Below are 11,341 nucleotides of genomic sequence, written 5' to 3' on the forward strand. Positions count from 1 at the left end.
GGCAACTCGAGAAGTGCGACATCGCCGACCATTGACGATTTAGATTGCAGTTCGAGCCGAAGACTCACAAATCAGCCGGTCGCGGAACTCACCGGACGCGACCGGCGCTTCGCTCGACGCTGATGAATCGCCGGCCCTGCTCCGGGAGGCTTCACCTTGCGCACTGTCCTCCGCCGTCTGAGCGAGCAATGCCACGATGATGCAGAGTTCATCTTCGCGGGATGGAACGGCCGGTTATTGGGCGGAGCCGTCCTCTGAGTGGCCGAGCAATGATGGGAGCGAATGGCGCTTCATGGCCGACAGCGTCAGTTCAATGAAGGTACTGTAGAGCAGCTGTTGAAATCTTCGGCGGCTGCTTTCGGGCGGCTTCTGTGAATGAGTACAGTCGGCCAGTAAGAGTCATTCGTCACGGCCGCCCCTTGGACGTTCGTGCGACCGCCACGCTCCGTGAACGGCCGATCGGCAAATGATGTGACGTCGCGTCGTCTTGAGATTTTTCCGATAGCTGGACCATGTCGACACGCGCCGGAAGTGTGCGAATGGAAGAGCGGGCAGGCGTTGATTAAATCTGGAGGGTGAGGCTGCCGCGGCCGACAGGCGAGGCGGCCACAAATAAAGGCCGGCCCAGGGTATTCAGCCGGCAGGAAATCGTTCGCAATAATGTCGCCTCATGCTCCGGATGTACAGATATGGGCAACTGATAACGGACAGTCAATGCGATCGCACTTCATATTTTCAATCCCGTTCTGGTGCAAAAAAATTCCCAGAAAGCCACGTGCATCGCGCGTTCGCCAAGCTCCCACTTTTGCCACAGGCGTAAGTTTACATGCAGCAGGGCTGCGGCTTCGATCAGGTTCAGACCCGCGCGCTCGCGTTTTTCGCGGATCGCTGGAGGTGTCGGAACATATCCGGGCAGAGTATCGACCTGACGGGTCTTCATTCGCGTCTCCCTGCTGGCATCCTGGGAACCAGAGCGGAGTGGAAATCGGGTTACCGGACGCTGTGCCGCGTCGTTCTCACGTGATGCAAGTCTGACACGTCGGTTGACGCGCGCCGTTCGGACCCGTACGTTCCACACGCCGTGCTTTGAGCGCACAACGGCAGGCGTTGACCCGCGAATCGCTTTATGGGAGTTTTCCCGCCGCCGCACTGGATGCGAAGTCCAGTATGCATCCGCGCATGGCGTTGTTCCGTAAGGTTGAACATGGGTCCAATGACTGACGAAGGACAGGGTGGCTGTGACGGCGATTCGAATGCGGACGGTGGTCCGTGTGGCGATGCGCGATGGTTCAAAGCCGATGCTATATTGCGGGGCATATCCATGCCACGGCGAAACCAGCCGACTGCGCGCATGAAAGACACGCCCGACATGACCGAGCGCTCCGACGCCGACGATGCGCGTCGCGTTCACCTGAACAACACCTTGCTTCGCGTGGCCCGAGGCGAGCAGGAGGCTTTCGCGCACTTCTATACGCTCACGGCTTCGCGCGTTTTTGCGGTGATCGTGCGCATCCTGCACAACCGTGATGAGGCCGAGGACATGTTGCAGGAGGTCTACACGAACGCGTGGCGCCGTGCTGACAGCTTCGATCCCGCGCGGGGAAGCGCCATGACGTGGCTGATCACGCTCGCGCGCAACCGTGCCATTGACCACATGCGCCGGCATCGCGAGGAGCCGCTCGACGAGCAGAAGGCGGCGGAAATCGAAGATGAGTCACCTACGCCAGCGGACGCTGCCGAATGGAGCGAGGAGCGGCGGCGGCTCGAAAGGTGTCTCGCGGCACTCGACCCGCAACAGGTCGGCGTGGTACGCGAGGCCTTCTTCACGGGCGCGACCTATGCGGAACTGGCGGAGCGTCTGCGCGTGCCGCTCGGCACCATGAAGAGCTGGATCCGGCGTAGCCTGATGCAACTGAGGACGTGTCTCGAGCGATGAATACCCCAATCCAGCCTGACGACAACCTACGCTGCGCCGAATACGCGCTCGGTGTGCTCGACACCGATTCGCGCCGGGCGCTCGAACGCGAGGCGGCACGCGACGCTGCGCTGCGCGAAACGCTGGACGCGTGGCTCGTACGCCTGACGCCGTTAGCGGAGAGTCTGCCCGCCGTCGAACCGTCCGCGCGTGTCTGGACACGCATCCAGCACGACTTGGGATTCTTGGCGGCAGCGCCCCCCGCGCGGAGCGGATGGTGGGACAGCCTGACTCTGTGGCGGTGGCTCGGCATTGGCGCGAGCATGGCCGCGCTTGTGCTGCTAGGTGTGAACTTTTTTGCGGTGCACGAGCAACGCGCAGCAGTCGTGGCGCAGAACGGCTACATGGTCGCGACGATCGCCCGCAGTGACGGCGTCGCATCGTGGACTGCGACGGTGGACTTCCAGCGCGCGAACATGGTGATCGTACCGGCGGCTACTCCGAAGATCGCAGCCGACCGTTCGACAGAGCTCTGGCTGATTCCGCCAGGTGCAAAACCAATTCCGCTAGGCGTGTTCTCGCCGGGCACACCGGTCTCGGTCCAGCTGCCGCCGCAGACGGTCTCGCGGATCGTCGCGAAAGCCGTACTTGCAGTCTCGCTCGAACCGCAGGGCGGCTCGCCGACGGGCCAGCCCACCGGCCCCGTTCTCGCGACGGGCGAACTGAATCCGACCTGACTGGCGCGGTTGCGTCACGGCGCTCAGGCGTTCGCTGACAGAGATTCGACCATGACATCCGACCTGTCCCTTGAGACCGTCAGTCTGACTCGCTGCGGTACCAGGTCCGGCTGTGGTTTCCCGTCGCCCGTCAATCGCCTGACCTTGTTGTACACGACCGCGAAGTGCTCCGGTGTGACAGTCGCGGAGGCATATCCTTGCGCGTCGTGGTCAACGTAACGAAGGCCCGGATTATTGGACCGAAGAAACGCATCGAACGCCGCGGGCGACGCGACAAGGGGTGCGAGCGGTGTGCCTCGCCATGCCTGCCTGACGTAGGCGTAGAACGAGGTGCTGCTGATTCCTGCGCAGACAAAGTCAACGGCGACGGGTTGACCGGTCGAAGGGTCGTGACCGTCGCGCAGAACCCCGCATTGAAACGCATGCAGATCGCCCGTAATTGCCACTATGTTGCGGATCGCCTGCTGGCTGAGCCAGGCGAGCAGTTCGTGCCGGTGCGCCGGATAGCCGTCCCACGAATCGCCGTTCACCACAAAGCTCGTCGAGCCGTCTTGCTTCGACGGCAAGTCGACCCACAGGCGGTTCAGCATCACTTCGTTGCCCCACACCTTCCAGGTTGCCGATGACGACTTCAGCGTTGCTTTCCACCAGCGCGTCTGCTCGGAACCAAGGATGGATGGGCTGCGACCGAGCCGGTTAGCAGCCTGCGCTTCGGAACGCTCCAGCAGCCCGCGTTCGACAAAATACCGCGAGCCCACTGCGTCGTCGCCGTGGACTGGATCGTGCCCCCGTGCACGCGCAATCCCGCTCGCGCTGACTGACTGGCTGTCGCGGTACAGTCGCTCGTCGGTCATGACCAGTTGCATCAGTGAACCGAACTGGAATGCGCGGTAAATGCGGATGTTGTCGTAAGCGGGATTGACATCGTCGAACCTGACATCGCTCCAGTCGACCGGCATGTATTCCGCCCATGCCTGCGTCGCGTTGCGACGGCGCTGGGTCTCACGCTGCTGTTCGTTGGTGTAAGTCTGGTGATCCTGCCAGCAGTCGTCAGTAAATTCGTGATCGTCCCAGATCGCGATCATCGGGAATTGACGATGGAGCGCCTGCAGGCGCGGATCGGACCGATAGGTTCGATATAGTGAGCGATAGTCGTCAAGGCTTTCGGCATATTGGCCGCCGCCTGCAAGCGGCCGGCCGTGCGGCAACGTTATGCGCGAATGCGCCGGCTCAACGGCGTCCAGGGTCGGTGTGCCGACCGTCTCGTAGATGTAGTCGCCGACATGCACGACGAAGTCGAGATCGGTTTCGGCGGCAATGAGCTTCATCGCCTCCCAGTGATTGACGCTCCAGTCCTGGCAGGTCAACCAGGCGAAGCGCACCAGGGTGTTGGCATCATTCGGCAGCGGTGCTGTACGCGTTTTCCCCATAGGACTTGAATCGCGACCCGCGACAAAGCGGTAGTAAAACGTGGTGCTGGGCCGCAATCCCGTGATTTTTGCGCGGACCGTGAAATCGAAGCTGCGCAATGCACGCAACGGCACACTGGCTACGAGTGCCGAAAAATCGCGCTGCGTGGACACCTCAACGTGTAGGGGTACAACGTCGGCGTCCGGCCGTGTCGCGGTGCACCGGGTCCAGAGGACAACGGACCGGTCTCGTGGGTCGCCACTGGCTACGCCTTGCGGAAAGACATGGCTGCCCGGTGAATCTCGAGGTTCCTGCGCGGAGCGGCACGCCGTCAGCGTGCCGCTCGCCGCGGCAATGGTGAAAAAGGCCGAAGACTTCAAAAAGTGACGGCGTTTCATCGCGATCTCCTGCCGCCCCACGACGCGTGATGTCGATCCTGTCACTCTCGGGCGATGACGGCAGCGTGGGCAGCTTGCCGGATTGCCGCGTAGCCCGCGCCCTTCTCTGCTAGCGCTCGGGACGAAGAGGATGAGGAAGCAGGCTCGACGGTTCCCACAGTTCGACGCTCATATTCGTGACGTACTGTCGCGACTGCGCGTCGAGGGCCGCCAGGGCCTCATTCTCCCGTGCGGCCTCCCAGTCGGCGAGATGCTCCCATACGCTCGTAGCCCGCACCTCCGGCGACCCGAGCAGATTGCGATTGGCGCGGATCTCCACAAGGCCCGGGGATCGCAGTAACACTTCAACCACCTTCTTCATCAGCTCAGCATAGCCCTGCGGGTCTGCGTTAGCGAGGACATCGTATTTGTGCACGATTTCAATGGTCATGATTTTTCCCAATGACGATTGCAGTTCAAGGATCGGTTACGAATCAACAGAAGCACGCCCTGCCTGAAGTGTTATGTCGCCACGCGCTCGAATAACGCACGCAGGTCGTCATCTTCCATGACAGGTGTAACTTCCAGCTTCATCAGATCGCTCCACCTGTAGGCGAATTCAGTCAGCGTCCCGGGATCCTGCGCTTCAAGCAATACGTGGCCTCCACCCAGATCCGCACGGGTCCATCTGCCGAGCAGGACGACGCCTGCAGGAGGCGCTCCCGCATTCCTGAAACGATCGATCGCCTGATCACGCGTATCGATGCCGGGTAGCCAGCTGAACGTCAACATGAACTTCATGATTGCCTCCGCAGTGTGAGTGGGCCGCTCCTCATATACGGCCGGATGCGGCAGATGGATGCAGTCAAGTCGGCTGTAATTTTCTTTTGCATCCGGAAGCCGAGACGTCCCGTATATGAATCACAGCGGCGCAATGGTGTGCTGCAAGTTCTGGAGACAGGCATGAACCGCAAAGTGTTTTTCGCAGTGCTTGCACTGACGATGGCGACGTCCGGCATGGCGGCCGCGGGCGAATCAGTGAAGGTGGGTGGGCAGATGATGTATCCGAGCAGGGATATTGTGGAGAACGCGATCAATTCCGCGGATCACACAACGCTTGTGGCGGCGGTCAAAGCGGCGGGTCTTGTCGATACGCTGAAGGGCAAAGGTCCGTTTACCGTACTGGCACCCACCAACGAAGCGTTCACGGCGTTGCCTGCCGGTACTGTCGAAACGCTCACAAAACCTGAAAACAAGGCGACCCTCACGAGCATTTTGACGTATCACGTCATTCCGGGCCGCTACGATTTCCGCAGACTTGATACGTCTATCAAGGAAGGCGGGGGAAAGGCAGAACTCAAAACAGTAAATGGGGCGATGTTGACGTTTTCGGAGAATGGTCCACATAACATCACGGTTACCGATGACTCGGGACATACGGCCAACATTTCGACTTATGACGTAATGCAGAGCAACGGCGTGATCATGGTCGTCGACAAGGTGTTGATGCCAAGGTGATCCATTTCCGGACTGCATTCGTTCCGTGACAGCGACATATTGTTCACTGTCACGGGCAACCGCCGATTCGGGTTATCTGCGGGAGGGCAGGCCGTCGGGTTGTCCTCGATTTCGGCGCAATTTTCCGGTTAGAACGATCCCGGCTGCATGAGGCCTTGCGGGCTGTCCCCAATAAATATTGGCTTTAAATCAACGAGCTGCTGTATGGCCCCCGCACCCATGGTTTTTCGCCCCGAGCGGCGACAAGCGGCGGCAAGCGGCCCTTCGACGGGGCGACGCCCCGATTGATAGCGGCGCCTGAACACGGTCGGGAGCTATCGATGCCTCGGACGGTGCTTGCCCGTAACGCCGATCACTTACCGTAGCGGTATCGTGTGCATAATGTCATCCATGCGGCCCACCAGCCCCATCTTTGAAACAAAGATCAATATGGTGTCCCCCTGAAAAAATTGCTCAGCACTTTCCGCGAACCCTCCTTGCGGAACGGGAGAGGGGGCCTACGTCGAAGAATTGAATTCGCAAAGTGCGAGACAGTGGCGTTGCAATTCAAATAGACAGATGAAAAGAATCTACACGTACAAAGGCTTCGAGATCGTGGTCGAGCTTGAACCAGTGTGGGAAGCGTCTGGCAACGTTACATTGCTGCCACCGCGTGGCTTCATCGCCGTCGTGCACATTAGAACGGCGGGAGCTACTCGGCCCATAATTGCGCCGATACGCCTGACAGCAGATAACCAGCAGCCTTTCGCGACGGAAGCCGCCGCGCTCATGGCAGGGTTCAGCGCTGGGCAGCGGGTCGTAGACGACACACTCGTCCGGTGAGTTCGCCCAATCGCGATGGATTGAAGATTGGATGAAGGTAACGGCGGAAGCGGTTTGGCTTCCGCTTAGGATCGGTTTTGTCCGCAGTATCGCGTGAGCATGACCAAGCTGATTCTCGCGAACGCTAAAACTGGGGAGTTCTCGGCGATCATGCAAGACGAAGATGTCGACGCTGACCAGATCAACAAGCGATCAATACAATCACCCCCCGTACCGCAACCACAGGGGGCGAGCGCAGAGATTCAATGCCGGGCGCTGCTCCAATCCCACCAGTCGCGATGGTAATCCAGCCGTCTAAGCAGTTTTCGGCGCATTTGCTCCCGGTGATAGTGAGCGGCGACGAACGCTGTTGCCGTCACCAGCACGAATGAACCTACGACGATTGCCACTTCTTCGCTCATGGGAACCTCCATTGCGGATCTCTCGGGTTCACTGCAGGTGCTGCCCTCCATTGATGGCGATGTTGGCGCCGGTCACGAAGCCAGCCTCGCGCGAGCACAGGTACAGCACGAGTGCGGCGACTTCGTCCGGCTGCCCGAGCCGGCCGACCGGAATCTGCGGAATGATCTTCGTCTCGCGGATGTCCTCGGGCACCGCCAGCACCATCTTCGTCGCGATATAGCCGGGCGAGATCGTGTTGACAGTGACGCCTTTTTTCGCCACCTCGAGCGCCAGCGATTTCGTGAAACCATGCATGCCGGCCTTTGCCGCCGCATAGTTGGTCTGGCCGAACCCACCCTTGGAGCCAATGATCGACGACACGTTGATGATGCGGCCCCAGCCGCGCTCGACCATGCTGTCGCACACCGGCTTCGTCATGTTGAACACCGAATCGAGGTTGGTGCGGATTACCGCGTCCCAATTGACCTTGTCCAGTTTTTTGAAGCTGGCGTCGCGCGTGATGCCGGCGTTGTTGATCAGGATGTCGACCGGTCCGACTTCCGCTCTGATCTGCGCCAGGCATTTTTCGCATGAGTCGTAGTCGGCGACGTCGACCGCATACGCGCGGAACTGTCGTCCCTCGGCTTCCATGCGTGCGAGCCACTCGTTCGCACCGGTGTTGCCCGGCGAATGGGTAACTACGACCGCATGACCGGCGTCATGCAACTTGATGCTGATCGCCTCGCCCAGTCCACCCATGCCACCCGTTACTACCGCGATCTGCTTTGCCATCGAATCGTCCTCACAAATTCAGGCGGCGTGCCCGTCTGGAGCAACACTGCCTTCAGTCAAGTCTTGGATGCATTGAAATGCCGGATCCTTATCCAAAATGAATAGAAGGAATCCTACATATAGATATGGAGCCGATAACGCGGGCATCGCTGCCCGCCTGAGTCTTAGTGCTTCGCGCTCGCGACCACGGCAGCCGCCTCGGCGGCACTACGTTTGGCGGCCTTGGACGCTGAGGCCGTGACGGCTTCGAGATTGGTCCCGGCCATCTCCACGGCCTGCTGCCCCGTCTTTTGCAGCGATTCGCACAGCGTGGTGGTGGCGCTGATCGCGGACTTCCACGCGGCGATCGCCGCTTCGGAACCCGCGGGAGCACTCTTCGCCGCTTCCTCGATGAATTCCTGCATGCGTGCGTTATACCGTTCGTACTGCGTCTGTGCGACTTGCGCGACCTCAGCCTGCGTGGTTGACGCGATGTCGAAGAGTTGACGGCCGTATGACAGTGATTTCTCCGCGAAAGGCGCGGTGAAACCGGCTTGCAGCGTCAACCACTGCTGCGGGTCGGTTGTGCCGGGCGCCTTCGTCAGGTTCTCCTGCGACTCCGCCAGCGTGGACCTGACGACCTGCAGGTTCAGGGCGACCAGTTTTTCGACGCCTTCAAGGACCTTGCCGGTCAATCCGAAGAATGCGTCGAGGCCAGCCTTCTGCGATGCGGCGATTTGCTCGGGACTCGATAGAGCCATTATTGAAATTCCTCAGGATTCAGTCCGCCGCACGGAGCCCCGATCGACCGGGTTTCGCGCGACGAATGGCGATAATGGATGGACCGAAGCGCAAGGACGCCTGCCAGGCAGCATGCGTCGCGACTACTCGGAGGGTCGTTACAGCAAGTGGCACTACACATTAAGGTCCCTCGAAAGCTACTTCGCTTAGTTTTTCTTCGGCGCGCTCGCCGCGTGGGGCAGCGGCACGCGCCGCAATTCCCTAGCGCCTTCGCGCGACGGCCTTGAGAATGGAAGCGCCTTCGCTTGTGACATGAGGACGTGGATGGCCCGAGGCGCGGCTTTCCAGTGATATAAGTTGACGCTCCAGCAGCGTGTCGAGCTCGGCGCGGCCCAGTTCGATCTGATCCGGCGCGTCCTTGATGAGCATTAGGGTGGCGAATTCATGGGGACTCAGCATATTGTCTCCTCGATTTAGTCTGTCTGCGCCGCGAGCATTAATTACCCTCTTCACGGAGAATGGCGGCAAATGTTTCCCTTGCCGAGCAAAGCGAACGTTAAGGAAAACCTGACAGAGACGTCATCATAACCGCTCAGTTTTCAATTGCAATATGCGGAGTACTTTTTTGATTTGTCTGCTTATTTAGCCTGCGGAAAGGCGACGCTTGCCATTCCCTGCCGGCGAGTGACCGTGGAAACCTTGATGGGCTGGGACCGGGCCATCTGGACGCGCACCTCGATGTCTGAATTGGCAGTCCAATCAATGGCGCCGTGCAGCGCCCCTATTCATATTTGAATATGGCGTTTATAGGGCAGTGTCTTTTTCAGACATGGCCGCTTAAAACCTTATATTGAGAAATATTTATTACATCATATGCGAGTCGCTTATTCTCAGAATTCTGACCAGCTAAAGGCTCAATAGCATTGACTTCTCCCGCTGTCGCGAAGGGAAGTCAACAGGTCATCGACAATACGTCATCCTGCAGTAGAGCCGCCCACCAGCGCATCAGCTTCGCTGAAAAATGGCGTGCCGCGCGATTCGCCGAAGCGCAGTGGGGGAGAACACGGCGACAGCGGCACGGGCCTTGCGAATCCTCACGACCGCCACAAATCCGATGCTGGTTGTCGCGCTGGGTCCGGCCTTCCAGTTGAACTCAGTCACGCCAAAGCCCATACCGACGTTCGGCGACACCCGAGGCGCCGTTTTCCCTCCGGTAGCTCTGCACGGCGATTTGTGCCGTCGAAGTTAGCGGCACCGGATACCCGGTGCAAGCGCCGGAGATAGTCCGAATGCAAAAAAAAGCCGCAGACATTGCTGCGGCCTGAACACACACGCCGCGCACAGGGCGCTGACGTTAGCTTCATCCTACACATCTGCATTCCCGAATCAATCAGGTATTTCGTCTGGATATTTGCGAGAGGCCGCGTTCCCGCATTTGCCGCATTTGCCGCGGCGCGGGCTTATGCCAATCGCTGCCGCAGGCGTTGCAGAATGGCCACGATGCCGGACGTCGGTTGGTGCCAGTTACATCTCGCGCGCCCGTAGCTGGTCTTCCTGCTGTAGCGTAAGGCGATTGACGGCCATGAAGCGTCATTCGCGCGTCGCGTCGCTCGGACCTTCAGACGTCGGCTCCGCTCAGTTAGCGGCCGGCCGTTGATGTTGTCCCATCGGCCTGAGCGAGCGGCCATTGGGACGGACTTGGTTCTACGTCGGCAATATGGCGGACTGCTGACGGTGGCGGCATCGGGCAGCCGGGCGGCAGCTTCCTGCATCAGCGAAATCACACTCTCGACCCGTTGCACCCGGTGGGCATTCGCTCGCCAAATGACTGATCATCGTCGAACTCCGGCTGTTGGAATCAAGGGGCTGATCCGCTCGACCGGAGCCTTCCCCACGGACGTGGCAAAGTAGCGCGTCGCTATCGATGTGCTGCAACGACGGGACAATTGTGCTTCGCCTCAGCGCGCAACGACGAACGATGTGTGCATGCCCATCTCATAGTGCCCCGGCCGGTTGCAAATCAGCACGTAGCGTCCTGGCGCAAGCTTCAATGACAGGCGCTTGGTCGAACCCTGCGCCAAGTCTTCCACCTCGCCCATTTTCTTGAACCGGCTTTCCGTAACCAGGCCTTTGTGAACGGGCAGATGGGCGTCGTCCACGTCTGTCCTCAGCACCACGAACTCATGTTCGGTATTGCCGTTCGCTGCGTTGATCACCTCGAACGTGACGCGTCCGGCCTTCGCTGTGCCGGGATCGAGTTGAATCGTGTTGTCCGTTAGCTTGACATGGATCGTTTCGTCCGCATGACCGCTCAGCGGCACAACGCCGAGCGCAATCGCCGCCAGCACGAACGCAGTATGGTTTCTGTCGATCATGATATTTCTCCTCGAAAGGGCCGCGTTGCCGCAAGACGCGTTGAACCACGGTGCCGGGGTCGCCGGCTCCGAAGGCTAGTGGAGCAACTGTTCTCTCGATGACCGTCGCGGGTCAGTAGGCACGTTCGCCAATATGCATGGTTAGGAACCCTCGTCATCGTCGTGGCCGCTGGAGACCACTGTTCGCGGCGCACATCGCTTCGCCTTCACGCAACGGTGCAAGCAGGCTTGCACGCATTGCGCGCGTGAATTCATCGCGGATGAAGGACCGTGCTCGCCAGTGCAGGCGAACCT

Annotated in this window: 12 protein-coding genes; 3 read left to right on the plus strand and 9 right to left on the minus strand. The window is 59.9% G+C overall.

Annotated elements, in window-relative coordinates; all coding sequences use genetic code 11:
• Positions 1–727 precede the first annotated feature (727 nt).
• Positions 728–940: a helix-turn-helix domain-containing protein gene (locus OKW45_RS37070; protein WP_429473720.1), complete on the minus strand. Its 213-nt coding sequence runs from the start codon at positions 938–940 to the stop codon at positions 728–730.
• A gap of 411 nt (positions 941–1,351) precedes the next feature.
• Here OKW45_RS37070 and OKW45_RS37075 point away from each other — a divergent pair, with 411 nt between their 5' ends.
• Both OKW45_RS37075 and OKW45_RS37080 read left to right on the plus strand, forming a co-directional pair.
• On the plus strand, positions 1,352–1,936 hold the full coding sequence (locus OKW45_RS37075) for a sigma-70 family RNA polymerase sigma factor (RefSeq protein WP_018422749.1): 585 nt from the start codon (positions 1,352–1,354) through the stop codon (positions 1,934–1,936).
• On the plus strand, positions 1,933–2,652 hold the full coding sequence (locus OKW45_RS37080) for an anti-sigma factor (protein WP_429473721.1): 720 nt from the start codon (positions 1,933–1,935) through the stop codon (positions 2,650–2,652). Before OKW45_RS37075 ends, OKW45_RS37080 begins: the two co-directional genes overlap by 4 nt.
• A 23-nt stretch (positions 2,653–2,675) precedes the next feature.
• Here the strand turns inward: OKW45_RS37080 and OKW45_RS37085 are convergent, their stop codons facing one another.
• From OKW45_RS37085 to OKW45_RS37095, 3 genes are all read right to left on the minus strand, one after another.
• On the minus strand, positions 2,676–4,460 hold the full coding sequence (locus OKW45_RS37085; RefSeq protein WP_429473722.1) for an alkaline phosphatase D family protein: 1,785 nt from the start codon (positions 4,458–4,460) through the stop codon (positions 2,676–2,678).
• A gap of 109 nt (positions 4,461–4,569) precedes the next feature.
• Positions 4,570–4,890 (minus strand): antibiotic biosynthesis monooxygenase family protein, encoded by a 321-nt coding sequence (locus tag OKW45_RS37090; protein ID WP_018422752.1) that lies wholly within the window; start codon positions 4,888–4,890, stop codon positions 4,570–4,572.
• Positions 4,891–4,961: 71 nt separating this feature from the next.
• Positions 4,962–5,240 carry a DUF3303 domain-containing protein gene (locus OKW45_RS37095; protein WP_018422753.1) on the minus strand — a complete coding sequence of 93 codons (279 nt, stop codon included), beginning with the start codon at positions 5,238–5,240 and terminating at the stop codon, positions 4,962–4,964.
• Between the two features lie 162 nt (positions 5,241–5,402).
• Here OKW45_RS37095 and OKW45_RS37100 point away from each other — a divergent pair, with 162 nt between their 5' ends.
• A complete protein-coding gene (locus OKW45_RS37100; RefSeq protein WP_018422754.1) occupies positions 5,403–5,957 on the plus strand; it encodes a fasciclin domain-containing protein in 555 nt (184 codons plus the stop codon).
• A gap of 1,064 nt (positions 5,958–7,021) precedes the next feature.
• Here the strand turns inward: OKW45_RS37100 and OKW45_RS37105 are convergent.
• The 5 genes from OKW45_RS37105 to OKW45_RS37125 all read right to left on the minus strand — a co-directional run bounded on the left by OKW45_RS37105 (position 7,022) and on the right by OKW45_RS37125 (position 11,047).
• A complete protein-coding gene (locus OKW45_RS37105) occupies positions 7,022–7,180 on the minus strand; it encodes a hypothetical protein (RefSeq protein ID WP_162634005.1) in 159 nt (52 codons plus the stop codon).
• Between the two features lie 28 nt (positions 7,181–7,208).
• Entirely contained in the window at positions 7,209–7,952 is a 744-nt protein-coding gene (gene phbB, locus OKW45_RS37110) for an acetoacetyl-CoA reductase (RefSeq protein ID WP_429473723.1), read from the minus strand.
• Between the two features lie 164 nt (positions 7,953–8,116).
• Positions 8,117–8,692: a phasin family protein gene (locus OKW45_RS37115; protein WP_429473724.1), complete on the minus strand. Its 576-nt coding sequence runs from the start codon at positions 8,690–8,692 to the stop codon at positions 8,117–8,119.
• 241 nt (positions 8,693–8,933) lie between these two features.
• Positions 8,934–9,131: a hypothetical protein gene (locus OKW45_RS37120; RefSeq protein ID WP_026226204.1), complete on the minus strand. Its 198-nt coding sequence runs from the start codon at positions 9,129–9,131 to the stop codon at positions 8,934–8,936.
• A gap of 1,499 nt (positions 9,132–10,630) precedes the next feature.
• A complete protein-coding gene (locus tag OKW45_RS37125) occupies positions 10,631–11,047 on the minus strand; it encodes a hypothetical protein (protein ID WP_429473725.1) in 417 nt (138 codons plus the stop codon).
• Between the last annotated feature and the right edge of the window lie 294 nt (positions 11,048–11,341).

Source organism: Paraburkholderia lebeckiae (genome assembly GCF_050436225.1).
Taxonomy (GTDB): Bacteria; Pseudomonadota; Gammaproteobacteria; order Burkholderiales; family Burkholderiaceae; genus Paraburkholderia; species Paraburkholderia tuberum.

What these genes read in the sequence shown, in the direction of transcription:
- OKW45_RS37070 (WP_429473720.1), bottom strand. Translation starts at nt 940, where the DNA reads ATGAAGACCCGTCAGGTCGATACTCTGCCCGGATATGTTCCGACACCT.
- OKW45_RS37075 (WP_018422749.1), top strand. Translation starts at nt 1,352, where the DNA reads ATGAAAGACACGCCCGACATGACCGAGCGCTCCGACGCCGACGATGCG.
- OKW45_RS37080 (WP_429473721.1), top strand. Translation starts at nt 1,933, where the DNA reads ATGAATACCCCAATCCAGCCTGACGACAACCTACGCTGCGCCGAATAC.
- OKW45_RS37085 (WP_429473722.1), bottom strand. Translation starts at nt 4,460, where the DNA reads ATGAAACGCCGTCACTTTTTGAAGTCTTCGGCCTTTTTCACCATTGCC.
- OKW45_RS37090 (WP_018422752.1), bottom strand. Translation starts at nt 4,890, where the DNA reads ATGACCATTGAAATCGTGCACAAATACGATGTCCTCGCTAACGCAGAC.
- OKW45_RS37095 (WP_018422753.1), bottom strand. Translation starts at nt 5,240, where the DNA reads ATGAAGTTCATGTTGACGTTCAGCTGGCTACCCGGCATCGATACGCGT.
- OKW45_RS37100 (WP_018422754.1), top strand. Translation starts at nt 5,403, where the DNA reads ATGAACCGCAAAGTGTTTTTCGCAGTGCTTGCACTGACGATGGCGACG.
- OKW45_RS37105 (WP_162634005.1), bottom strand. Translation starts at nt 7,180, where the DNA reads ATGAGCGAAGAAGTGGCAATCGTCGTAGGTTCATTCGTGCTGGTGACG.
- phbB (WP_429473723.1), bottom strand. Translation starts at nt 7,952, where the DNA reads ATGGCAAAGCAGATCGCGGTAGTAACGGGTGGCATGGGTGGACTGGGC.
- OKW45_RS37115 (WP_429473724.1), bottom strand. Translation starts at nt 8,692, where the DNA reads ATGGCTCTATCGAGTCCCGAGCAAATCGCCGCATCGCAGAAGGCTGGC.
- OKW45_RS37120 (WP_026226204.1), bottom strand. Translation starts at nt 9,131, where the DNA reads ATGCTGAGTCCCCATGAATTCGCCACCCTAATGCTCATCAAGGACGCG.
- OKW45_RS37125 (WP_429473725.1), bottom strand. Translation starts at nt 11,047, where the DNA reads ATGATCGACAGAAACCATACTGCGTTCGTGCTGGCGGCGATTGCGCTC.